The following is a 23,575-nucleotide window of genomic DNA, read 5'->3' as shown; positions in this document are numbered from 1 at the left end:
GCCGCGTCCGTGAGGCCGAGCGCCGCCGACCAGGCGGCGAGGTCGCCGGAGCGCTGCCGGGGGGCGTCGAGGACCAGCGGGTCACGGCCGCACCAGTCGGGATCGTACGGACGCCCGCCGGCCAGCAGCACCGAGACGTCGTACGAGGTGCCGTGCGGGGTGTCCTGTGCCAGCAGCGCGCGGAGCAGCGGCCCCGGCTTCTCCGGTACCGGCGCCACCACGATGGGGCAGTCGCGCAGCCGCGCCTCGCGCAGCAGATCGGAGAGGAGCCCGGCCGTGGGCTGCTCGCCCTGGGCCGGGTACGGGGCAGCCGGATCCGCCGCGGAGGTGTCCCCCGACGCGCCCTGGCCCGGGGCGAAGTGCAGGGCCTCAAGACCGGCGGCGGCCAGTGCGGCGGTGGCGCAGGAGAGCGCTTCGCCCTCCCGTGCCTCGCGGAGGTACACCGTCAGCGCCCCGCCGCTCAGCCGCCCGGCCAGCTGCTCCACGAGGGGGCTCGCCTGCGGCATCGGCTCCGCGGGCGGCAGCAGGGTGACCTGTCCGGCGAGCGCCGCGTCCGGGGTGTCGTCGCCGAGCAGATGCGCGGTGACCCGGTCGGGTACCCGCAACGACCTGCTGAGGAAGGGGCGTTCGGGCTCATCGACCTGCAGGAGCCCCAGGGCGAGCAGCGGCGCGGAGGAGTGGAAGCGGGCCCGGGCGCCGACGTCGTGCACGGGCAGGCCGCACAGTTCGATGGCGGGCCCGACGGTCGCCCGGCGCCGGCTGACGTCGTCGTTGAGGTAGCCGTACAGCGGCTCGAAGGTCCGGTCGAGGTCGGGGGCGAGCGCCAGCAGCAGGATCGCCTCGTCCAGCGGGCCGAGCCCGAGCCGGCGGGTGAGACGGCTCAGCCGGTCACCGACGGCCGATTCCGCGGAGTCCGGTCCGGCCGAACCCGCGCCGGGACCTCCGCGAGGAACACCGGACTCACCTGGAGCACCGGGAAGACCGTCGGCGCCGGGAGCACCCACACCACCGGAAACACCACCGGAAACACCGGAACCATCCGGGAGCACCTGTCCGGGAACACCGCCGGGCGGGGCCGCGAGGAGATGCTGAACGGCCTCGTCGGAGAGGTACAGCCCGCGCAGCGGGTCGGCGGCGGTCGGGTCGGTGGCGCTGCGCGACTCGACCAGCTCCGCGACCCGCTCACGGAGCAGCCCCAGCCGCGCGATCAGCGCGGCCGGCTCATCCGCCCCTGGCCCGAGGCTGTGCCGGCCGTGCCGGCCGGACCTGCCACGCCCGCCACCGGAATCGGCTGCGGCTTCCGGTTCGGTCTCACGTCCGGCTGCACGGCCGGCGTCGCCACCTGCGGTCACTCGGACTGCGCTCCTGTGCTCGTGCCTGTACTCGTGCCTGTACTCGTGCCTGTACTCGTGCCTGTACTCGTCCCCGTGCTCCCGGTGTCCGCCGCACCGCCGGAAGCGGATGCCGATGAAGCCGACGCCGAGGAAGCGCCCGGCCAGCGGCGCCCGCCGGTCCTGGCGAAGTGGCGCGGCTGGTGATCCCGTCGCTGCGAGTCGTCGAGGGTGCCGTCCGTACCGCGTACCCGCACCCCGGCGCCCTCGGTGACCGGCGGCCCGACCTCGTACTCGGGGAACGCCGGGAAGGGCGCGGTCACGACCAGGTCCAGCGACGGCTTGAGCTCGCCGCCCAGCGCGGACCAGATCTCGGCGTAGGACCGTGCGTCGGTCTGCAGCCCGGCGATCGTCAGCGGCACGGTGAGCCCCAGCTCGGCCAGCGCCCCGGTCAGCTGCTCCGGGGGCAGCACCTCACGGGGCAGCAGCGTGGCCAGTACGGCGGAGAGCATCCGGTGCTCGTCCTGGGGCTGCTTGGTCCAGGCGGTGATGAGATACGAGAGACGGAACCAGCGCGGCGGCTGCCGCCGCTTCAGCACCACTCCGCGGTCGTCCTTGACCGCGATGGCGCCGCGTTCACGCCGCTTGACGTCCTCGCGGATGTCGTACAGATAGGCGTCGATCGTCGGCGCGTTGCGCCGGGCCGCCCAGTCGCGGGTCGGGGCCTCGAAGGCGATGTCGACCCCGGTCCCCTCCAGGGCTCCGCCGGACAGCAGCCCCTTCAGGACCTCGTCCACCTCGTGGATCACTGTCGCGCCCTTCGCTGGTGCCGGTGTCACAGGCGGGCACCGCTCCGGGTCGCGGGTCCGCACCGCCATCCTGCACCGTGACCGCACCCGTGCCCCAGGCGTGGGAGGGACGGGCCGGGGACAACTCCGCCGGTCCGCAAGGGCGGTACGGCTTGCCCCCGCGGACCGGCGGAATGACCGGCGGGGCACCCGGCCGTCCGGACATCGGAGGCAGGGTGCCGCCCGGAACGGTCAGATATAACCCTCTCTGAAGGCATAAGCGACGGCATGGGCCCGATTGCGAAGGTGCAGCCGGGTCGTGAGGCCGTGCATCACGTTCTTGACGGTGCGCTCGGAGTACGAGAGCTTACGGGCGACTTCGGCCGTGTCCATGCCTTCGGCCACCAGTTGCAGCACCTCCAGCTCACGGGTGGAGAGCCCCGAAGCGGGGGCCCCCGGTGAGCTGGTGGCTTTGCGCTGGAGGGCACCGACCTGGGATATCAGCCGTCCGAGCAGGTCCGAGGGCAGGTCGCCTTCGCCCCTTGAGGCAGCGATGACGGCCTGAAGGAGCCGGTGCCCGGTGGCCTCGTGCCGCCAGACAATGGCCGCGACGCCGCTTTCTATGACCTGGAGCAGTTCCGCCTCACGGATCAGGCCCGCCACGAGGACGGCCTTGGTGCCGTCGATCCGCACCAGCCGCCGCAACTGCGACAGGGTGGGCTCGTCCAGCGCGTCCGCCAGCAGGACCGCCACCGTTCCCGGCCGTCCGCTCGCCTCGTCGACCAGCTCGATGGCCGGCTGCTGACGCAGCTGAGTGGTAGCCCCCGCCAGCGAAAGCGGGTCGGACGCGTGAATGGCGACCGGGATCCTGGCATCAGGTCCCGTCGAATCTAATGACGTCCGCATGGCCAACCCCTCACGTTCTCGCAGAACACCATGATCCGTCACACCGTGCTCCGGCGGAATCAACGGAGTCCACACTCCTGTGGCTGATGGTGTGTCCGTATTCGTTGGTCTGCACGAGATCGGCACGAGACGGACAGCCCGGCATTAAGGCGACCACCGACCGGAAAGCCTCTCACACGCCCGTATCCGACCAGTTACATACCCCGGGCGTTCGGAGATGACAGATCGATGAACTCTCGGACCGATCGGGCGTATTACCACCGCGCACCGTGCGCCGATCCGGCCGGAACAAGGCCAGAAAGCCGGACAAACCCCTGCGGAACGCAGGGAGCCGGCCGGGCTACGAGTGAAAAGCCATATCCGCAGCGTCACAAAGAACAGGTACAGAACAGAGACATAACAGAGACAGACCGGCCCCGCCCCGAGTCCGCCGAGAGCCCGCCGAGAGACTCACACGCTGGTCAGCACGCGATTCCTTCACCATTCCCCCGCATTCCGACGCGTGTGGGATTGTGTGCGATTGCGCCGTCAGGCGTCCAGCACCTGGCCCTCTCGCCGTACGACGGGCGGCTCCACACTCCACGGGAAGTTGATCCACTCGTCGGTGCGCTTCCACACGTACTCGCATTTCACCAGCGAATGCGACTTCTCATAGATCACTGCGCTGCGTACCTCGGCGACGGCCCCGACGCAGAAGTCATGGACCAGTTTGAGGGTCTTCCCCGTGTCGGCGACGTCATCGGTGATGAGTACCTTTTTGGCCGAGAAGTCGATCGCGTTGGGCACCGGCGCCAGCATGACCGGCATCTCCAACGTGGTCCCTACACCGGTGTAGAACTCCACGTTCACGAGATGAATGTTCTTGCAGTCCAGCGCGTACGCGAGCCCACCGGCCACGAATACGCCGCCGCGCGCGATGCTGAGCACGATGTCCGGCTCATAGCCGTCGTCGGCGATGGTCTGCGCGAGCTCGCGCACCGCGTTCCCGAAACCGTCGTAAGTCAGGTTCTCGCGTACGTCACTCATGGCTGGATATCACACCTGGGTCCGATGGAAATTGAGGAAGGACCGCGAGGCGGTCGGCCCGCGCTGCCCTTGGTAACGCGACCCGTACCGCTCACTGCCGTACGGGTGCTCGGCCGGCGAGGTGAGCCGGAACATACAGAGCTGGCCGATCTTCATCCCGGGCCAGAGCTTCATGGGGAGGGTCGCGACGTTCGACAGTTCGAGCGTGACGTGCCCCGAGAACCCCGGGTCGATGAACCCGGCGGTCGAATGCGTGACGAGCCCGAGGCGCCCGAGGCTGGACTTGCCCTCGAGCCGGGAGGCGAGATCGTCGGGCAGCGTGACGACCTCGTAGGTGGAGGCGAGCACGAACTCCCCGGGGTGCAGGATGAACGCCTCGTCCCCGTCCGGCTCGACCTTGCGCGTCAGATCCGCCTGCTCGACCGCGGGGTCGATATGCGGATACCGGTGGTTCTCGAACACCCGGAAGTAGCGGTCGAGCCGCACATCGATGCTGGAGGGCTGCACCATGTATTCGTCGTACGGATCGATGCGTACGCGCCCGGCGTCGATCTCGGCCCGGATGTCCTTGTCTGAGAGAAGCACGCCCCGAGGATACGGGGACCGTGCGGCCCTGCCCCAATCGGCCGACCCGCACACCCCGCACCACGGACGACGAGCCACGCGGAACGATCCGGAACCGCTCCGGCCGGCAACGATCCGGACCGCTCCAGCCGGTACTGACTTACTGCTGATCCAGCCCGACCGGCACGGCATGCCGCAGCCGCGCACAACGAGGACACCGGATGAGCCGCCCGGGCCCGATCCGGTCAGTCCCGAGCTGCTGCAACGGGAACGAGGCAGTACTGAACACGTGCCCTTCGGCACAGCGGACGACGGTGCGTTCCATCGGATCCATCAAGTCCCTTCCCCATCAAGCGTGGACGAGAGAAAACACCACATTAGGGGATGTACAGGACACCGCTCCAACCGGCACTCCGATCGGCCACGGTACGCCCCAACTTCCGCACCCGGCAGCGGGATCCCCACCCGAAATCAACAGACGAACCCCCGAACCGGACGGCTGTACGGACAGTGCCCCGGACGGCAACGCGGGGTAACGAGGGAGAGGGCGGGAGCCCAGGGGGAGAGCCGGACACCGCCGGGACGTGGACACCGGGGGCGGCCAGGCATGAGGTAGAGTGAACGCGATGCGATTCCCTCCGGGAAGATCGCTGCGCGAGTGTAGTTTAATGGTAGAACATGAGCTTCCCAAGCTCAGAGCGCGGGTTCGATTCCCGTCACTCGCTCCATGATGAAGGCCCTGGTCGGAGACCAGGGCCTTGTTCGTTGTCCGGACGATCTCGGTGCGGGCCGTGCGTGGAGGATCACACCCTTTTCCCTGCTCGCGTCGGGGGCACCGACTTCGACTGCGCGTCTGCCGGTGATCAACGCGGGGCCTTACGCGTGGCGAGCTCTGGTGCTCGCCTGTCGAGTCACAGCCGAGCACCAGCCCGCCGCCACCTGGTACGCCACAGGCATGGACCGCGTACGCGAAGTGCGGCGCACGCTCGCTCCGTGGCAGAACGAGCAGTGCGTCCGGGACTTCGACGACCGGCTCTACGGCTGGGGGACGACGGTCAGCGCTCTCCAGCGTTGAACCCGGCGATCCTCTCCGGCAGTTCCGCCGGCGAGTCGATCCGCATCGTGGTGATCGCAGCCGCGTCCGGATCGCCCTGCTGAATGGTGCCCACGGCCCACGCCGAATCAGCGCCGTCAGCAGCCCCGCCTGCACAGCCGGGCGGATGTCGTTGTCGAGCCGGTCGCCGACGTACACAATCTCGCCCGGCTCGGCAGGTGTCACCTCAATGACATGCTCGAAGAACTTCACGTCCGGCTTCGACGCACCCCAGTCGTCACTTGTGGCGATGAGATCGGACGGCAGGTCCAGCCCACGCAACAGACCGCCGGCCCGTACGGTCTGATTGCCGGCGATACCGGCCCAGAGACCAGCCTCGAATTCGGTCAGGGCCTCAGTGGTCCGAGGGGTGAGCGGGGTAGTGAGGGACTCCATGCGCGGTCCGGGCCGTGCAGTCGGCTCCTCCCGCAACCTGCCCTGCACGACCGTTCCTGTGCGGTGCACTGGAGTTGGCCGGTCAGGGCAGGCCCGCCGGTGCCGGCAGCGTCACGCCGCCTGGAGTACTTCGCATGGACAGTGGTGGAATTCCAGGCCGAGTTCGTGGTCCACAGCCGCGCTCGAACGTGTGGCTGCTTCGGCGACCTTCTCCCAGGAGCCGTACTTCAGGTAGAGCTGGTCCGGCGTCGGGCCGAGCGGGTTGCCGTACTTCTTCTGGTTGCGTGCCTCCAGTTCCGCGACCTGTTCGGGGGTCATGCCGGCGCGTACGACATCCTTGGCGTCATTGCGCATCCGGCTCAGGGTGCGGGCGATGTCCTCCTCCGAGCGCCCCTCGGCACGCATGGCGCACTCCTTGCGCTCCATGTCCTCCAGGAGTTGGTGGTAGCGCATCCGTTGGTCGCGGGCGACCTCGCGTTGCTGCGGAGTCTCGCTCCGGATCAGGCATACGACCGGTTCCGGGCTGCTGCAGGGGCCGTGGTCCGGGGCCGCCTGGGAGACGGGGGCGACGATGACCGAACCGCAGCCGGCCAACGATCGGCACGAGTGTGCCGAGTGCTCGGTGGCAGAGGCGGGCTGGAGGGGGAGGAGGGCGGCTTGGGCGAGCAGCAGCGCGGGAACCACGCGACCTGCCAGCACACGCAGACTGACTAGTGACATGCGCTCATCGTTGGGGCGGACCACGGCGGGACAAAGGACGGCAAGGCCGAAGTGCCCCTGATACGTGCCAACTTCACTCCGCAGGGTGAAGGGGAGGACACCGGGACCTCTGTGTGGTGCGTTCCTGGACGGCGCCACCACACCGAGGTCTGCACCCAGGAGTTCGAGCGGGCGGGGGTGAGCGGTGCAACCCCGGTTTCCGGTCGGCCCCGCAGAGCGCGTGCAGTCCCCCTGCGGTGTCAGGGCCGATGCACAGTCCGGCTGCTGCACGGCGGTACGAAGTCCCGGTCCAGCCTCTGTTCCTCGCCCACTGCGGGGAACTCACCGGCCCGGCGAGCCGACTCCTGTGCGAGACCCATCCCCGGTGACCGTACGAGGAAGCCCCCATGCCCGAGACCGCTCCTGCCGTCCCTCCGTCCCCTTCTCCTCCGGACCCTTCTCCTTCTTCTCCGGACCCTTCTCCTCCGGCCAGGCGCATACCCGCCGGCCCTGCGCCGTCCCTTTCCCCCGAGGACGACGGGGCAGAGCCGCCCGGCAGCCCGGGCGTGTGGAGCGGGCTGCGTCCTCTGCTGCTGCGGCTGCACTTCTACGCGGGCATCCTGATCGGGCCGTTCCTGCTGACAGCCGCCGTCACCGGCCTGCTGTACACGGCGACTCCGCAGATCGAGTCCGTGGTGTACCGGCACGAGCTGAAGGTCGGCGAGCAGGGCGCGGCTGAACCGCTCGCCACGCAGGTCGAGGCGGCGCGCGCCGCCGTCCCCGGCGGCCGTCTCGTGTCGGTGACACGGGGCGCGGGTGCCACCGACAGCACGCGGGTGGCGTTCGACGTACGGGGGCTGCCGGAGGGGGACACACGGACCGCCTTCGTGAATCCGTACAGCGGTGAAGTCCTGGGCACCCTGCGGACCACCGGGGAGTGGCTGCCCGTCCGCGCGTGGTTCGACAGCCTGCACCGCACACTGCACCTCGGCTCGTTCGGCCGCAACTACAGCGAACTGGCCGCCAGCTGGCTGTGGGTGGAGGTGGCCGGCGGGCTCGCCCTGTGGCTCGGAGCACCCCGCAACCGGCTGCGGCTGCGGCTGCGCAAGCTCTTCGTCCCGCGCCGTGGCCCCAGGGGCCGTGGACGCACGTTGTCCTGGCACGGCGCCGTCGGCCTGTGGGTGTCCGCCGGGTTTCTCGCGCTGTCCGCCACGGGGCTGACGTGGTCGGTGCACGCGGGGGCGAACATCGGGAAGATCCAGGACTCGCTGGGCGGCAGCACGCCCACCGTCGCCACCGCCGTCGCCACCACCACCGTTACCGGCATCGGCCACACCAGCGGCGGTCGTTCCGGGGCCGGGCGTGCGGCCGCCGTCGGATCCGCGTCCCGCGAGGATGTCGGCATTGATGCCGTGGCACGGGCCGCACGCGGGGCCGGACTGCACGGCACGCTCGTCATCACACCGCCCGCCGACGCCAGGAGCGCCTACGTCGTCAAGGAGAACACCCGGCGCTGGCCCGAACTCCAGGATTCCGTGGCGGTCGATCCCGCGAACGGCAAGGTCACCGCGGCCCTCCGATTCGACGACTATCCCGTCCTCGCGAAGCTCACCCGCTGGGGCATCGATGCCCATATGGGCCTCCTCTTCGGCCTCGCCAACCAGATCGTGCTGGCGCTGATCGCCGTCGCGCTGATCGGCATGGTGCTGTGGGGCTACCGGATGTGGTGGCTGCGCAGGCCCGCCCGGGCCACCGGACCGCGCCCCGGACGCCTCCCGGTGCGCGGGGCCTGGCGCCGGGTGCCGGGCAAGGTGATGGCGCCGCTCGTGGTGGTGGCCGCCGTCATCGCGTACTACCTGCCCCTTTTCGGACTGCCCCTCGCCTGCTTCCTGCTCATGGACCTCGTGATCGCGGACGTACGCCGCCGTAAGGAGACCGCGCGATGATCACCGCTACCGGACTGCGCTGGATCATGACCGTGCTCTTCTGCGCGCTCACCCTTTACGGAGTGTGGCGCGCCCTCGCCTCGGGGTCCGCGCACGGGTCCGCGCACGCCCACGCCGGGCACCCGTGGGTGGCACGGCTCGCCCACCTCCTGCATGCCGTCATGGCCCTGGCGATGCTCGCGATGGTGTGGCCCTGGGGGATGGACCTGCTCGTCGTTCCCCAGGTGGTGTTCTTCTCGCTCGCCGCCGGCTGGTTCCTCCTGGCGGCCGTGGCCTGGCCGGGAGAGCCGGCACGCGGCCGGGCCCTGCTGAGTGTCCTGCCGCATGCCGTGATGACCGGGGCGATGGCGTGGATGGTCGCGGCGATGGCCTGGGGTACGTCCATGGGCTCGATGGGCGGCGGTGGCGAGGCGATGGCGGACATGCCGGGGATGGACATGCAGGGGATGGACATGTCCGGCTCCGGTGCGGCGGGCGCGATGGAGCTGACCGGCGCGGGTGACCGGTGGAGCGCCGGAGTCCTCGCGTTCGTCCTGCTGGTGCTGGCTCTGTGGTGGCTGACCCGGGGCTTCGACACCGGCCGGCGGGCGCCCCGCCCGGATGCGGACGGTGTCGGCCCTGACGGTGTCCGGGGCGCGCTCGACCTGGGCTGCCACGGGGCGATGGCCCTGGGGATGGCGGTGATGTTCGTCGTCATGGTGTGAGTCGGCACGGTGTGAGCGGCATGGTGTGAGTGGCGTGGTGTGAGTGGCGTGGTGCGAGGGGTGGCGCCGGGGCGGGCGGGGCGGATGCGCCTGGTGCGCTGATGTGGCTGGTGCGCTGGTGCGCTGGTGCGCTGGTGCGCTGATGTGGCTCAGGCCACTCGTATGCGCGGGAACTGGTGCCCGCCGCGGGCCGACCACTGGTCCGTACAACCGCGCCCCCTCACGCGCGGCCCGCACCCCCAGCCGGAGCCACATCCATGGACCACTCCGTAACGCCCTCCCCGGGACGGCGTTCTGCCCTCTCCGCCCCGCGTCCCTCCGCCCCGCGTCTCTCCGCCCCGCGTCTCTCCGCCCCATCTCTCTCGTCCCCGTACGCCGTGCTCGTGGGCTTCCTGTTGCTGCTCGTGGCCGCCTTCGCCGTGTCGTACGGGGTCGGGCACCTCGCCGGTCCGGTCGCCCCGGACATGCACGGGGTCTCGCACCACGGGGTCGCGCACCACGACGACCCGGGCATGGGGGACATGGGCGGGATGGGGCACGGGGGCGGTCACTGATGGCAGCGGAGACCACGACCCCACGGCCGATGCGTACGACGGACCTGACCGTGGGTGGGATGACCTGCGCCGCCTGCGTGCGCCGGGTGGAGAAGAAACTCTCGGCGCTGGACGGCGTCACCGCCACCGTCAACCTCGCGACCGGACGGGCCCGTGTCCAGTACCCGGCAGAGCTCGGCACCGCGCCGCTGGTCGAGGCCGTCGAGAAGGCCGGGTACACCGCCCGCGCCCCCGAAGCCGGCGCCGGCCGTGAGCACACGTACGGGAACGAGGGAGGGGACGGAGACGGGAACGAGGAGATGGACGAGGAGGTGGACGAGGACGGGCGGCGACGGCGTCAACAGGCCCTGCCACAGCGGCTCGTGGTGACGGCACTGCTCGCTCTCCCCGTGATGGCGCTCTCGATGGTGCCCGCGCTGCAGTTCCGCAACTGGCAGTGGCTGTGCTTCGTGCTCACCGCGCCGGTCGCGTTCTGGAGCGCCTTCCCCTTCCACCGGCGCGCGCTGCGCGGTCTGCGGCACGGCGCGGCGACGATGGACACCCTCGTCTCGCTCGGCGTCCTGGCCTCGTTCTCCTGGTCCGCGTACGCCCTCTTCATCGGCGGGGCCGGCGCCCCCGGCATGCGTATGCCCTTCACCCTGGTGCCCACCGCTTCGCAGGGCGTCGCCCATGTGTATCTGGAAGCGGCGGCCGGCGTCCCGCTCTTCGTGCTCATCGGCCGGCATCTGGAGGCCCGCGCGCGGCGGGGCACCTCAGCGGCCCTGCGCTCCCTCGCCGAACTGGGCGCGAAGGAGGTGACGGTGCGCGAGGGCGGTACCGAGCTGCGGCTGCCGGCGGAACGGCTGGCTGTGGGGCAGGTCTTCGTCGTACGTCCCGGGGAACGGTTCGCCACCGACGGCGAGGTCACGGAGGGCGCGTCCGCGGTCGACCTCTCCCTCGTGACGGGCGAGACGCGCCCCGTGGAGGTCGCGCCGGGTTCGGCGGTCACGGGGGGCGCGGTCAACGCCGGAGGTCTGCTGCTCGTACGGGCCACCGCTGTTGGGGCCGACACACAACTCGCCCGTATCACCGCTATGGTGACGGATGCTCAGGCAGGAAAGGCCCGTGCCCAGCGGCTCGCCGACACTGTGGCCGGAGCCTTCGTTCCCGTCGTGCTGACCCTCGCAGCGACCGTGCTCGGCTTCTGGCTGGGCGCCGGAGCCGACGTGCAGCCCGCGGTCACCGCGTGTGTGGCCGTGCTCGTCGTCGCCTGTCCCTGCGCGCTCGGACTCGCCACCCCCACCGCCCTCATGGCGGCCACCGGACGCGGCGCGCAACTCGGTGTCCTGGTCAACGGCCCCCAGGCCCTCGAATCGCTCCGGCAGATCGACACCGTCGTCCTCGACAAGACCGGCACGCTCACCTCCGGGCACCTCAGCGTGGCCCGGGTGACGGTCCGCGGTGACGGGCTCTCCGGTGCGGAGGTGCTGCGGCTGGCCGCTGCCGTCGAGAGCGGCTCGGAGCATCCCGTCGGCCGCGCGATCGCCGCACACGCCGAGCGTGCCCTCGGCCCGGCGGCCGTACGGTCCGGTGTGCTCACCGGCTTCGCCGCCACACCCGGCAGCGGTGTACGGGGAGTTGTCGACGGCGCCCTCGTGGAGGTCCGCACACCGGAGGGTGACCTTCCGCCCGCGCTGGGCGCCGCGCTCACCGCCGCCGCGGAAGCCGCGCACACCCCCGTCGTGGTGGACGTCGACGGGCGGCCCGAGGCGGTCGTGGCCCTCGGCGACGTGGTGCGGCCCGGCAGTTACCACGCCGTGGACCGGCTGCGCCGCCTCGGTGTGCGGCCGGTCCTGGCCACGGGCGACCAGGAGAGCCCGGCCCGCGCCGTCGCGTCCCTGCTCGGCATCGACGAGGTGCACGCCCGGTGCACGCCGGAGCGGAAGGCCGTACTCGTCCGCGAACTGCGGGAGAAGGGGCTGCGGGTCGCGGTCGTCGGGGACGGCGTCAACGACGCGGCCGCGCTCGCCGGTGCCGACCTCGGCATCGCGATGGGCACCGGCACCGATGTCGCCATCGGAGCCGCCGATGTGACGCTCGTACGCGATGACATCGAGGCGCTCGCCGACGCGGTGCGGCTCGCCCGCCGCACCCTCGCGACCATCCGCGGGAACCTCCTGTGGGCCTTCGGCTACAACGCCGTCACCATCCCGCTCGCGATGGCCGGACTGCTGGACCCGATGCTTGCCGCCGCCGCGATGTCCCTCAGCTCCGTCCTGGTCGTCCTCAGCAGTCTCCGGCTGCGCCACTGGCAGCCCGCCCCTCCGTCGGCCCGGCGCCCGCGCTCGGCCGGGGCAGCTCCCGCGTCGGCCCGGCGCCCGCTCCCCCAGGACAGCCCGGCGTCGGCCCGGCACCCGGTCTCCCGCACAGGCACAGGCACAGGCACAGGCCCCGGCTCCGGCTCCCGCTCCCGCTCCCGCAGGACCGTCCGGTGACTCCCGCCCCGTCTCCCGTAAGGAAGTACCGGCCGTGAAGAATCCCTTGCCCGCCCGGCTGCGTGCCCCGCTGGCCGCCGTCGGTGTGCCGGTGGCCGCCTGCGGGCTCGCCCTCGCGGGGCTCACCGCCTGGACCACACACGGCAACGCGGGCAGCCCCTCGCACATCGCCGTACCGGAAGGGCATGTCCTCCTCCGGCTCGGAGCGACACCGGAGACCGCCGCCTTCTTCACCCTCACCAACACCGGGGGCTCGGCCGACCGTCTCCTGGCGGTCACCTCCCCGCGTGCGGCGGTGCCGCCCGCCCTGAGCCGGCACCGTATGACCCCGTCCGGGGCGTACCGGCAGCCCGTGACCACCGCGGCGATTCCGGCCGGGGATGGTCTCACCATGGCCCCGACCGGCATCGACGTCACGGTCCGCCCGAAGGGCGACTGGCGGGCGGGGGAGCACATTCCGTTCACCCTGCGCTTCGAACACGCCGATCCGGTCACGGTGTTGGCGACCGTCGTACGCCCCGGCCAGAACCCGGCGTGACCCGGCGTGACCCGGCGTGACCCGGTGCGGGCACGGTGCCGGAGGAGCGAGCTGCCCGTTCGGCCCCTCGCCTTCCCGCCCTGCCACGACCCCCTGCACATATGCCGTGTTCATGTGCTCCCGTACGCGTATCCGGCAATGGTGACGAGAGGCGCACCCGGGACACCCTGCCGTTCCCGATTCCGGCCCGCGATGGGAGGATGAGGGGCCATGGAGGCGGGGCGGATCGGGCGCGCGGCACGAGCGGCGATGTTCGCCGCTGTCTCCGTCACACTCGCCGCCGTCGGCCACGTGCTGATGTCCGGGGCGCCGCTGCCCTTCTGGGTGGTCACCGCCGGCTTCCTGGCGGTGGCGGTTCCTGGCTGGTGGGCCGCTACGCGCGAGCGCGGCATCTGGCTGGTGACCGGCCTCGCCGTCACGACCCAGGCGGTCCTGCACAGCGCCTTCGCCACAGCACAGGGCCTGGTCGCCACGGCTTCCGCCGCAGCCCCGGCCCGTACGGCACCGCTGGTGGACAACCTCTGCTCCACAGGCCCGCTGCATGACATGGGCCACGCAAGCCACTTGGAGCAAGCAGGCCACATGGGGCCAGCAGGCGACATGGACGCCACGGAGCCCATGAGCCACATGAGCCACATGAGCCACATGATGTCGATGAACCACATGGGCTCGATGGGGCACATGGGCTCCACGGGCTCCATGGGCAACATGGCCCACGACATGGCGGGCATGTACTCGACCGGCATGCTGGCCGCGCATCTCCTCGCCGCGCTCGTGTGCGGTGTATGGCTGGCCAGGGGCGAGCGGGCGGCCTTCCAGGTCCTGCGGTCCGTGGCCGCCTGGCTGCTGACCCCGCTTCAGTGCCTTCTCACCGCACCGGTCCCGCCCCCGCGTCCTCGCGCGAGGGCGCGCCGGGGCCTCAGCGACCGGCTGCCGCGCGGGCTGTTGTGCACCCGCGACCTGGACCCACGCGGCCCGCCCGGGGGCCTTGCCGCTCTCTGACGCAGCGGCAGGCATCCCGAAGGACGTACGTACGCACCTGCGCGCGACCGGTCAGGCGACCGGCCCGCCGCAGCCGTGCGTACGGCGCGCAGCCGTACGGCGCCGCCGCTTCCTTCGGGCACACCCGGGCCGACGGGCACGGGTGCCCCCTCACCGGAACCCCCGGCTTCCCGCCCGCCCGGCCACAGCCGTGCCCGCCGGTCACGCGTGCACACGGCGGCCCGCGGCGGTACGGAGCAGCGCGGTTCCGGAACGATCCGCAAAGGACACCAGGCGATGAAACCGACCCTGCCCGCCGAACGCGGCGGACCACCCGAACAACACCGTCCCCAGCCTGTGGAAACCGCCGAGCCGGCACCGGGCCCCCGTCCGCGTACCGAAAGGCTCCGGCCCGACGACGCGGCGTCCACCGGCTGGGCCCTGGCCGCGCGCGCCGGCGATCCGGCGGCAGCCGAGGCGTTCGTACGGGCTCTGCACCGCGACGTCGTGCGCTACGTCGCCCATCTCTCGGCCGACCCGCAGCTCGCCGAGGATCTCGCCCAGGACACCTTCGTACGGGCCCTGCGCAGCCTGCACCGGTTCGAGGGGCGGTCATCGGCGCGCACCTGGCTCCTGGCCATCGCACGCCGAGCCGTCGTCGACGACTTCCGCAGGGCGGCGGCACGCCCCCGGCTGAGCGACACCGACGACTGGCGCCGCGCCGTCGAACGGACCCAGCCCATCGGTCTGCCCGGCTTCGAGGAGGGCGTGGCGCTCCAGGAGCTGCTCGCCGCGCTGCCCCGTGAACGGCGTGAGGCGTTCGTCGCCACCCAGCTCCTCGGGCTCCCCTACGCGGAGGTGGCGCGGGCGACCGGATGCCCGGTGGGGACCGTACGCTCCCGGGTGGCCCGCGCACGCGCCGCCCTGACCGCTCAGCTCATCGAGAACGAGAACGAGAACAAGGGCGAGAGCCGGGGCGAGAGCCGGGGCGAGAGCCGGGGCGGGGGCGAGAGCAGAGGCCGGAGCCTGCTCGGCGCGGCCGCCTGACGCACCGCACCACCCGTGGGGGCCGCTTTCGACCGGAGCGGCCCCCACAGCACCACCGCACCACCAACTCCCGCAACTCCCGCAGGACGCACCGAACCCCTCAGGTAGTCGTTCCGGAAGGCGCCGAAGTTCCCCTGTTCCGCGGTGGGCTGACACACCCGCGGCGCAGGTCTGACCGCGAACGGGCCCGGGTATACAGGCCCCATTCCCGGCGCCGTCCCAGGGGCGGGGCCGCTCACCTCCGGAAGGTGCGTGCGATGACCGACAACTCCCCCGGCCTCGAACCCGTGGCCACGTTCTGCGGAAACTGCAACTGTGGCTGCCCTCAGCTCTTCGTCGACCCCGCGGCCGAAGAGGACCGCCGGATCGTCATCACCGACGACTTCGGCCAACGCGTCCAGATGAGCGCCGACCAGTTCGCGAACCTCGTCTCCGACGCGAAGACGGGCAAGCTCGACGCGGTCGCGGTCGCGGCGGCCTGACGCGCGGGCCGCGGACGTGGCCGGCCGGTGTCAGTGCATCCCGGTTCTGAGGGTGAAGCCGCCGTCGACGGGCAGTACGACACCGGTGATGAACGCGGACTCGTCGGAGGCGAGGAAGAGCGCAGCGTCGGCGACGTCCTGGCCGGTGCCCTGATGTCCCATCGGGACGAGGCTCGCGCGCCGGGCGGCCACCTCCTCCCGGCGGGCGCCCGACGAGCGGGCGACTGAATCCACGCCCATGGGCGTGTCCATCATCCCGGGAGCCACGGCGTTGACGCGGACGCCGTGCGGTGCGTACTCGAGCGCCAGGCTGCGGGTCATCGCGTGCACCGCCGACTTGGAGGTGGAGTACGCGATGGCCTCGCCGCCCGCGAGCAGCCCGGCCATCGAAGAGATGTTGACGACCGCTCCACGTCCTCGCGCCCTCATGTGGGGCAGCACGTATTTGCAGGTCATCCACATACCGGTGAGGTTGACCTCGAAGCCGTGGCGCCAGTCGGCCGGGGCGAGGTCCTCGGTTCGGCCGCTGGGCACGATCCCGACGTTGTTGTGCAGCACGTCGATGTGCCCGAGCATTCCGAGGGCAGCATCGGCCAGCCCGGCGCAGTCCTCCTCGACGGTGATGTCGGCGTGGTGGGCCGTGGCGGTGCCGCCGCGCTCGCGCACCAGTACGGCGGTCTCCTCCGCCGACTTCTCGTCCCGGTCGACGACGAGGACGCGTGCTCCCTCACGAGCGTAGGTGAGCGCTGCGGCCCGTCCGTTGCCCATGGTGCTGCCCCGGGTCTGTCCACCGCCGACGACCACGGCAGTTCTTCCCTGCAGGCGGGCGGTCACGGCTGATCCTCGGCTTCCGTGGGGGGTGTTGCGCTGTTCGCGGGGCCGGACGCCAGGTCGTGCACGAGGTCGTAGCCGGTGCGGCGGCCGGTGGCCGTGTCCACGGCTGCGTCGAAGGACGTGGCGAGCGGCCAGCCCGCGTAGTAGGCGATCTGGACGGCGGTCTCGCGGAGTTCGGCCTCGGACAAGTCGCCGCTGTCCAGCGCCGCCTTGATGTGCAGTGGTGCGTGCAGGCGGTCCTGGCCGAGCGTGGCCAGGACCGCAAGGGTGACCAGCCGCCGCTCACGTCGGGACAGGCCAGGACGGTCCCACAGGTCGCCGAAGATGTGCTGGGCCGCGAGGTCGCCGAGCGAGCCGGGCTCGCCCACGAAGGCTGGCACCGGGCACTGCATGACCTCTCCCATGACGGCCCGCCCACGAGCCGACCGTGCTGCCGCCGTCTCTCCGCTGCCCACGCTCGACGGGTCGGCGTCCTCCCCCGCGCTCACCAGGTCACCGGCAGTTCTTCGAGCCCGTAGGTGAGGGCGTCGTCGTGGAAGTGCAGCTCGCTCTCGGCCACCGCGAGCCGGAGGGTGGGAAAGCGCCGGAAGAGGCGTGGCCAGGCTTCCTGCATCTCGATCCGGGAGAGGTTCTGGCCCAGGCACTGGTGGATACCGGAACCGAACCCCATGTGCCTGCGCTCGGTGCGGGTGAGGTCGAGCTTCTCGGGGGCGGCGAAGACCTCGGGATCGCGGTTTGCAGCAGGCAGGTTGCAGATGATGCCCTCGCCCGCCCTGATCAGAACGCCGCCGACCTCGGTGTCCTCCAGGCACACGCGTCGCGGCTCGGTCTGCACCATGCTCCAGTAGCGCATCATTTCCTCGGTCGCCGTGCCCGCGTGTTTTCCCGGGTCCGAAAGGAGGAGGCCGCGCTGCTCGGGCTCCCGCAGGAGGGAGAGGATGCCCAGACCGATCATGTTGGCGGTCGTCTCGTGACCGGCGCCGATGACGAGGGTGCCGAGACCGACGGCGTCCTCGAAGGAGAGAACGCCCTTCTCGTCGACCCAGGTGTTGACGAGACGGGAGAGCAGTCCGTCGTCGGGCGCGGTGCGCTTCTTGGCCATGTTGCGGCTGAGGTTGTCGTGCATCGCCCGGTGTGCGGCGAGCTTCTCCTCCTTGGGGAGGCTCAGCTGCACGATCTTCTTCGATGACTCGTGCACGGTGTGCCGCTCCTCGTACGGGACACCGAGAACCTCACAGATGACGACGGTGGGGAGGGCGAGCGCGTACTCCTCGATAAGGTCGACGGGACTGCCCTTGGCCGGCAGCTCGTCCAGCAGCTGCTCGGTCAGCTCGGCGATACGCGGGCGAAGCGCTTCGGACCGCTTGGCCGTGAAGTCCGGGTTGAGGATGCGACGGATCGGCAGATGCTCGTCGCCGTCCTTGCGGAAGAAGATGTTGCCTTCGACGGCAGGCTGGGCGCTGGAGGTATTGGGGAAGCCGGGGTCGGTGACGTCGGCCCCGAACCTTCCGGTGGGGCCGAGTACCTGCTGGACCTGGTCATGCCGGGTGATCAACCAGGGACGGCTGCCGTCCCAGATGGTCACCCGGCGGGGCGCACCGGCCTCCCGGAAGGCGGTGGCGGTCTCCGGAGGGGCGAAGGGGCAGCCGCGGGTCAGGGGAAACGCCGGGGCATCGGCCGCGGTGCCGGTGTCTGCGCCGGTGCCTGTGCTTGCGCCGGTGCCTGTGCCGGTATCGGTATCGGTATCGGTATCGGTATCGGTATCGGTATCGGTGGACATGAGACCTCCTGGTAGCTGTCGGATGTCTGCTGCCGGGGCACCTGCCACGGCGCCCCGGGCGGTGGTCACATGTGGATCCCGATGGCCGCGGCCGGGCAGACCGACGCCGCCTCACGGGCGGCGCCGTGCTGTCCGGAGGCGGGCTCGTCGTTCAGCAGGACCACGACTCCGTCCTCGTCCCGCTGATCGAAGATCTCCGGGGCGACCAGCACGCACTGGCCCGCACCGCAGCACTTGTCCTCGTCAATCGTGATGTGCATGGCACTCCCATCGGCGATACGCGCGGGAACACCTCGGCGGAACTCACCGCGCAGTGACTTCACCTCTGTATATTTACACCCGTTCAGTTATCTGGCCAAGAGGGTGCGCACACCGGACCGGGCCCTCACCCGCCCGGTGGGACGGGGCGCTGTGCAAGGCTGGAAACATGGCCGACCATCCCCGAAACCCCGTGTCACCCGAGGACTCCGCCCCCGGACGCAGACCCCGCAACGCCCGGGGAGAGGGGGACAGACTGCGCGAGGAGATCCTGCAGGCGATGCTGCGACTCATCGCCGACGACACCCGGATGGGCGTGGTGCCGCTGTCCCTACGAGAGGTGGCCCGCGAGGCGGGGGTCACGGCCCCGGCCATCTATCTGCACTTCGCGGACAAGGACGAGCTCTCCCGCACAGCGGTGGGGATGCTCTACGAGCAGCTCATCGGAGAGATGGACCGGGCGAACGAGACCTCGGACGGCCTCACCCCTGCGCGCAGGCTCGCCGAACTCGCCCACGCCTACTGCCGGTTCGCCGAAAACAACCCGCCGAGCTTCCGTGTGATGTTCGCCGCCCGCGACCGCCACCCGGACGAAACAGGACGCCTGGCGGAGCGCTGGCGTGCGGCCGTGGCCCGGCTGGCGGAGACGGGCATGCGCACGACCCAGTCACCGGAGGCGGCCGCCGTATTGGTCTGGTCGGCCGTGCACGGCCGCCTCCTCCTGGAGGGCAGCTCGGGCCAGGTGTGGCAGCTCGGCGGCGTCCACGACTTCGTCGAAGAGCTCACCCGGTCCCTCGCCACGGTGGAAAGCCCGCGTTAGAGGCAGGTGTCAGTCGGCGAGGGCCCCCATCGGGTCCCACGCCGGGAGGACGATCGGGGCTTCGTCGAGGGCCGCTGCCAGGTCCGGCGGCAGTGTCGAGCGGCGGACCGCGATCTCGAAGACGTGCTCGGCGAACCACGAGTCGTTCATCGTCCAGAAGCCCTTGTCGGCCTTCTCCTCGCCCCAGCTGTTCTCCACCCGCCAGCGGCGCGGGCTGCCGTCCACCACGTCCACGCCGGTGAACAGCATCGCGTGGGTCATCTGTGTGTCGTGGTGCAGCAGCCGGTCGGCCTTGTCCATGGTGAACGGAGCGTCGTAGACGGCCGCGTAGTCGAAGAGCGCCGCGTCCCAGACGCCGGCGTCCCCGCGCATCATCTTGGCCACGTCACAGCCGAACCACACCGGCTCGCCGCCCACGATCGCGTCCATGGCCAGCTGCTTCAACAGGTCCACCTGTACGTTCAGATAGACCACCGGCGGGGCTTCCACCACATTGCCCAGATGCTCCACGGTGAAGGTGCGGCCGGCCGGGCTCGACTCCCGTGGGTCGTGCACCAGACAGACGTACTCGTCCAGCGGGAGCCGCACGTAGGAGGCCGCGAACTCCGCCGGGGTGAGCCAGCCGTCGCGGTGGAACTCCCTGTCCTTGTCCTCCCACTGCCACAGGAACCGCTGTGGCGGCGTGCCGAGATGGATGCTGAGCACCCGGTGGACGACCTCAAGCACCTCCCGCTTGCGCTCCCGCTGCGCCTCGGCCCCCTGGGCCGCCTGCGCGCGCAGGTCACGTGCGCCCTGGCGGAGCAAGGTCTCCAGGTCCCGGTTCATCGACCGGGTCGCGGATGAGCTGTGCGTCTCCGGCATGGCCGACTTGGGCACCAGACCGTGCTTGGCGACCAGCGCCACGAACATGTTCCACTGCCCGCCGTCACTGATCGGGTCCGACAGCACGTGGGCCACCGTGCGGTCGTCCACGTCCCGGTCCGAGGTCTCGATGACCGTCTCCAGGAAGTGGTTCGCGCGCTCGAACTTGTCCCACCAGAGCAGGTAGTTCTGGGAGAACTCGAAGTCCTTCATACCCAGTGCCTGAGCTGCCCCGACCCGCAGCAGGTTGAGCCCGGCGAACAGCCAGCAGCGCCCGCTCTGCTTCTGGTTGGTGACCTTCCAGTCGTCCAGGTGGTGGGAGACCGAGTGGTCGATGCCGGTCAGGACACGCCGGTCCAGGGCGACATCGTCCACCGGTGTCCGGGTGACGGCGTTCTGCATCAGGCGGTTCGCCGGGCGGGCGGCGAACTCCTTGTCGAAGTACTCGAGTTGCTCCGGCATCAGACTGCGGTTCATGCTGCCCGAGCGGGAGTCGTCGTTTCCGAAGGTCACGGCGGTCTGCCTCCAGTTCCCAGTGCTCCCGAGAGGAGCGATCCTTCACCGTCGCACGGCCGTTCGGGCGAGTCAACGGAGTCAGCGGCGGGCCGGTGGTGTGCCGGTGGCAGATGCCCCGGAGACAGGACCCGGCATCTGGCCTCGCAGGACATGGCCAGTGGCAGGATCTCGCTCTCGCTTGCTCGATCACCGTGTTCTACTGTGGCCGTTTACGTGCGTTGAGTGACGAAAGGTGTCGGAGTGGCCGCTCCGGCAGGTACAGAATGAACCTACGGGGGCTGTCGTGCAGGCCATGTTCGTCGACCGGACCGAACCTATGGAAGAGCTCCGCTCCCTGGTCCTGGGACTGGCCGAAGGGCGCGGGAGTGCGCTGCTGGTCGAGGGCGCCTCAGGCATGGGCAAGACCTCGTTGCTCAGTGAGTTCGTCCGGCGTACTTCCGCTTCGGCCCCGAGGGCACGCTCGTGCCGGGTCATCACCGCGCGCTGTCACCCGTGCATCGGCCCGGGAGTGCTGTATGGCCCGATCATCGACATCCTGGTGAAGCTGGATGCCCAGACAGGACGCAGCCGCTTCAAGCAATTGTTGGGCACAGCGGGGCGGAGCGCTGCTCGCTCACTGCCGGATCTGCTGTCAGCCCTGGTGCCGGGGCTCGGCCAGGTACTGAAAATGGGCCGTGACGTGACCGAGGCCGCGCTCAGTTCGGGTTCCATGCCGTTCGACTCACTGCTGCCCTTCCAACAGAGTGTTGCCATCCAAATCGTCGACGCGGTACTCAAGCTCACGGAGTCGGGGCCGCCCACGGTCCTCACGATCGACGACGTCCAGAACATCGACTCCAGCAGCTTGCTGGTATTGGACCGGCTGCTGCGTATGCTGCCCGGCTCCTCCCTCGCTCTCGTCCTCAGCCATGCCACCGGTGAGACGCTCGACGGCGCGGCCGAGAGTACCCGCGAGCTGCTGCGGCTGTGGGAGAGCGAAGGGCTGGTTCGCTCGCACTCACTGAGCGGACTCCCGGACGACGCGATCGCGGAACTCGTCCGCCACCACTGCCCCACCGCACCGCCGGCCCTGCCGACGCACCTGAGCACCCTCACCGCCGGTCACCCCATCTTTGTACGGCTGTGTCTGGACGAATGGCAGCCCGAGCACGGCGACCGGATCCTGCTCCCGCAGAGCGTCGAGCGGGTCGTCAAGGACCGGATGCGACGCCTGCCGCCCGACGACCAGCTGCTCCTGGTGACCGCGGCCACCCAAGGACCGACGTTCCTGTCCCGTACCGTCGCCACCGCCATGGACCTTCCAGACGAAGAGACGATGGAACGTCTGCGCCGCATCGCTGAGGACCATCAGCTGATTACCCGGGGCCAGCGCCCCGACTGGGCAAGCCACGACCCTTCGGACTGCTATCGGTTCCAGCACCTGGCCTTGTGGAACGTGCTCTATCACAGTCAGCAAACCGATCAGCAGCGCCGCATCCGGCATGCCCGTATCGCCCGGGCCCTGGCCGAACAGAGCGGCCTCGCTTCGGCCCGCTTGGAGCGACGCCTGGAGATCGCTCGTCACCTGGAGGAGGGCGGACTGGAGTGCCTGGCCGAGTCGGCCACCGCGCACTACGCCCTGGCCCGCTCCGCCGCCATCGACGGCCTGTCCTTCGCGGAGGCCGAACGGCACTGCTGGAAGGCCATCCGCACGGCCCGCAAGCTCCCCGACGGCGCCCCCGGTCGTGATCGTCAGCTGGCGGAAGCGATTGAATTGCTGTTGTCACTGACCGAGGTGCGCTGGCGCGGTGAGTCCGCAGGCGGACCTTTGATCGACGCCCTCGCAGCAGAGGCCGAACAGGCTGCCTCCCGGTGTGCCGCGCCCGAACTCGTGGCCCGTACGACCCTGCTGCGCGGGAAGACCCTCATGGCCACCAAGGGACTGGTACCGGGCCTGGGCAAACTCAGCGATGCTGTGAAGATCGCGGAGCAGCAGGACGATCCAGTCGCCCTGTTCGTCGCCAAGGTCGAGTACGGCCGCCAGGTGTCCAAGCGCAACCTCACCGATGGCCTGGCCCAGCTCCAGCAGGCCGAAGAACTGTACGCCTCCGATCCCCGGCTCGGCGCAAGCGGCGACCCTGTCCTTCAGCACGCCCGCAATCTGAATGAGATGCAACTGGGCATCACCCTGTTCGACGACGGCCGCCCCGAGCAGGCCCTGACCCGACTGGCACGTTGTACCGACCGTCTGCGCCTGGAACCGCTCAACGTGGAACTTCCGATCGCACTGAACTACCTGGCGCAGGTACACACCGGGCTCGGCCGGTTCGACGAAGCGGAACGCATCCTGCATGAGGCGCGCAGCACCGAGGCCGAGCGCGGTGGTGACAGCGGCTGGCACGCCTACAACACCGCGCTGCTTGCCCAGCTCCTCACCTCCGATCCCCGTCGCCGCGGCGAATGCCTGACATTGATCGAGGAGGCCTGGCTGGAAACGGAACGCACCTGGCTCATCAACCTCGTCCCCATCGTGCGCAACCTTTACGCCCAGGTCGTCCTGGACACGGCTGACAACAACCCCCATGCCTTGGAGACCGTCCACCGCCTGGCGACGGACACCGTCGTCGAAACCCGCCGCACCGGTATGGTGCGCAGCGAGATCGCCGCTATGGGGCTGTCCACGCAAGTGCATCTCCTGCAAGGTGACTTGGCGGCAGCGGTCGCGTATGCACGCGACGCGGTTCGGCTCCTCGAGCAGACCGGCGACATGCCGGCACTGCGCAGCGAGGAAATTCTCTTCCACGCGGCCCGCACCCTGCGCGCCGCGGGATCCGAGGCCGAAGCCCGTGATCTCCTCGGCCGTGCCCGCATCAAGGTGGCACAGAAGGGCGCCACTATCACTGACCCCGCGTTGCGTAACAGCTTCCTCACCAACGTCCCACTCAACCGAGCCATCATGCTCAGCGACCCGGAGAGCGAGTAACCGCTGATGCCATAC

The 23,575-nt window shown here is 70.4% G+C and carries 20 protein-coding genes, 1 tRNA gene and 3 pseudogenes; 12 read left to right on the top strand and 12 right to left on the bottom strand.

The genetic code is table 11. The features are described 5' to 3' along the window. The 5 genes and pseudogenes from G3I19_RS10750 to dcd all read right to left on the bottom strand — a co-directional run. Positions 1-1,211: pseudogene (locus G3I19_RS10750) on the bottom strand (ATP-binding protein); the annotation flags it as partial. A gap of 137 nt (positions 1,212-1,348) precedes the next feature. Continuing rightward, a complete protein-coding gene (locus G3I19_RS10745; protein ID WP_164262550.1) occupies positions 1,349-2,140 on the bottom strand; it encodes a DUF4255 domain-containing protein in 792 nt (263 codons plus the stop codon). Between the two features lie 231 nt (positions 2,141-2,371). Further along, complete coding sequence (locus G3I19_RS10740; RefSeq protein WP_164262534.1) at positions 2,372-3,025, bottom strand: response regulator transcription factor; 654 nt, start codon at positions 3,023-3,025, stop codon at positions 2,372-2,374. A gap of 528 nt (positions 3,026-3,553) precedes the next feature. After that, the gene (locus tag G3I19_RS10735; RefSeq protein WP_164262532.1) at positions 3,554-4,051 is read right to left on the bottom strand and encodes a phosphoribosyltransferase; all 498 of its coding nucleotides are present in this window, start codon (positions 4,049-4,051) and stop codon (positions 3,554-3,556) included. A 9-nt stretch (positions 4,052-4,060) separates the two neighbouring features. Next, positions 4,061-4,636: a dCTP deaminase gene (dcd, locus tag G3I19_RS10730; RefSeq protein ID WP_164262529.1), complete on the bottom strand. Its 576-nt coding sequence runs from the start codon at positions 4,634-4,636 to the stop codon at positions 4,061-4,063. A gap of 633 nt (positions 4,637-5,269) precedes the next feature. On the opposite strand from dcd, the gene G3I19_RS10725 reads away from it, so the two are divergent. Continuing rightward, positions 5,270-5,343: transfer RNA gene (locus G3I19_RS10725), tRNA-Gly, on the top strand. Positions 5,344-5,552: 209 nt separating this feature from the next. Next, positions 5,553-5,690: pseudogene (locus tag G3I19_RS10720) on the top strand (transcriptional regulator); the annotation flags it as partial. On the opposite strand, the pseudogene G3I19_RS10715 reads toward G3I19_RS10720, so the two are convergent. Continuing rightward, positions 5,671-6,044, bottom strand: a pseudogene (locus tag G3I19_RS10715) (HAD family hydrolase); the annotation flags it as partial. The pseudogenes G3I19_RS10720 and G3I19_RS10715 sit on opposite strands and share 20 nt — an antisense overlap. A gap of 171 nt (positions 6,045-6,215) precedes the next feature. Next, the gene (locus tag G3I19_RS10710; RefSeq protein WP_164262527.1) at positions 6,216-6,824 is read right to left on the bottom strand and encodes a hypothetical protein; all 609 of its coding nucleotides are present in this window, start codon (positions 6,822-6,824) and stop codon (positions 6,216-6,218) included. A 545-nt stretch (positions 6,825-7,369) separates the two neighbouring features. Here G3I19_RS10710 and G3I19_RS10705 point away from each other — a divergent pair. From G3I19_RS10705 to G3I19_RS10670, 8 genes are all read left to right on the top strand, one after another. After that, positions 7,370-8,749, top strand: a complete 1,380-nt coding sequence (locus G3I19_RS10705) for a PepSY domain-containing protein (RefSeq protein WP_343235061.1) — start codon at positions 7,370-7,372, stop codon at positions 8,747-8,749. Then, positions 8,746-9,453: a DUF5134 domain-containing protein gene (locus G3I19_RS10700; RefSeq protein ID WP_164262523.1), complete on the top strand. Its 708-nt coding sequence runs from the start codon at positions 8,746-8,748 to the stop codon at positions 9,451-9,453. The genes G3I19_RS10705 and G3I19_RS10700 overlap by 4 nt, the downstream gene beginning before the upstream one ends. A 257-nt stretch (positions 9,454-9,710) precedes the next feature. Continuing rightward, the gene (locus tag G3I19_RS10695) at positions 9,711-10,007 is read left to right on the top strand and encodes a hypothetical protein (protein ID WP_239074151.1); all 297 of its coding nucleotides are present in this window, start codon (positions 9,711-9,713) and stop codon (positions 10,005-10,007) included. After that, on the top strand, positions 10,007-12,481 hold the full coding sequence (locus G3I19_RS10690) for a heavy metal translocating P-type ATPase (RefSeq protein WP_164262521.1): 2,475 nt from the start codon (positions 10,007-10,009) through the stop codon (positions 12,479-12,481). Before G3I19_RS10695 ends, G3I19_RS10690 begins: the two co-directional genes overlap by 1 nt. A 34-nt stretch (positions 12,482-12,515) precedes the next feature. Next, positions 12,516-13,019, top strand: a complete 504-nt coding sequence (locus G3I19_RS10685) for a copper chaperone PCu(A)C (protein ID WP_164262519.1) — start codon at positions 12,516-12,518, stop codon at positions 13,017-13,019. Between the two features lie 210 nt (positions 13,020-13,229). Beyond that, the gene (locus G3I19_RS10680; RefSeq protein WP_164262517.1) at positions 13,230-14,021 is read left to right on the top strand and encodes a hypothetical protein; all 792 of its coding nucleotides are present in this window, start codon (positions 13,230-13,232) and stop codon (positions 14,019-14,021) included. A gap of 276 nt (positions 14,022-14,297) precedes the next feature. Then, positions 14,298-15,047 (top strand): sigma-70 family RNA polymerase sigma factor, encoded by a 750-nt coding sequence (locus G3I19_RS10675; RefSeq protein WP_164262515.1) that lies wholly within the window; start codon positions 14,298-14,300, stop codon positions 15,045-15,047. 257 nt (positions 15,048-15,304) lie between these two features. Then, the gene (locus G3I19_RS10670; RefSeq protein ID WP_164262513.1) at positions 15,305-15,529 is read left to right on the top strand and encodes a hypothetical protein; all 225 of its coding nucleotides are present in this window, start codon (positions 15,305-15,307) and stop codon (positions 15,527-15,529) included. Positions 15,530-15,559: 30 nt separating this feature from the next. Here the strand turns inward: G3I19_RS10670 and G3I19_RS10665 are convergent, their stop codons facing one another. From G3I19_RS10665 to G3I19_RS10650, 4 genes are all read right to left on the bottom strand, one after another. Beyond that, entirely contained in the window at positions 15,560-16,363 is an 804-nt protein-coding gene (locus G3I19_RS10665) for an SDR family NAD(P)-dependent oxidoreductase (RefSeq protein WP_164262511.1), read from the bottom strand. Beyond that, positions 16,360-16,743 (bottom strand): carboxymuconolactone decarboxylase family protein, encoded by a 384-nt coding sequence (locus G3I19_RS10660; RefSeq protein ID WP_343235060.1) that lies wholly within the window; start codon positions 16,741-16,743, stop codon positions 16,360-16,362. Before G3I19_RS10660 ends, G3I19_RS10665 begins: the two co-directional genes overlap by 4 nt. Before the next feature lie 104 nt (positions 16,744-16,847). Continuing rightward, positions 16,848-18,143, bottom strand: coding sequence for a cytochrome P450 (locus G3I19_RS10655; RefSeq protein ID WP_164262509.1), 1,296 nt, complete (start codon positions 18,141-18,143; stop codon positions 16,848-16,850). A 65-nt stretch (positions 18,144-18,208) separates the two neighbouring features. Beyond that, on the bottom strand, positions 18,209-18,403 hold the full coding sequence (locus G3I19_RS10650; RefSeq protein ID WP_164262507.1) for a ferredoxin: 195 nt from the start codon (positions 18,401-18,403) through the stop codon (positions 18,209-18,211). A gap of 167 nt (positions 18,404-18,570) precedes the next feature. Between G3I19_RS10650 and G3I19_RS10645 the strand changes: the two genes are divergently transcribed. After that, positions 18,571-19,221, top strand: a complete 651-nt coding sequence (locus G3I19_RS10645) for a TetR/AcrR family transcriptional regulator (protein ID WP_239074144.1) — start codon at positions 18,571-18,573, stop codon at positions 19,219-19,221. Between the two features lie 9 nt (positions 19,222-19,230). Here the strand turns inward: G3I19_RS10645 and G3I19_RS10640 are convergent, their stop codons facing one another. Further along, positions 19,231-20,595, bottom strand: a complete 1,365-nt coding sequence (locus tag G3I19_RS10640) for a C1 family peptidase (protein ID WP_343235059.1) — start codon at positions 20,593-20,595, stop codon at positions 19,231-19,233. A gap of 295 nt (positions 20,596-20,890) precedes the next feature. On the opposite strand from G3I19_RS10640, the gene G3I19_RS10635 reads away from it, so the two are divergent. Beyond that, positions 20,891-23,560 (top strand): tetratricopeptide repeat protein, encoded by a 2,670-nt coding sequence (locus tag G3I19_RS10635; RefSeq protein ID WP_164262542.1) that lies wholly within the window; start codon positions 20,891-20,893, stop codon positions 23,558-23,560. Positions 23,561-23,575: the final 15 nt, after the last annotated feature.

This window comes from Streptomyces sp. SID10853 (assembly GCF_010548145.1).
In the GTDB taxonomy this organism is placed as follows: Bacteria; Actinomycetota; Actinomycetes; order Streptomycetales; family Streptomycetaceae; genus Streptomyces.
The sequence above is the reverse complement of the archived record's forward strand: the minus strand, read 5'-3'. Positions and strand labels throughout refer to the sequence as shown.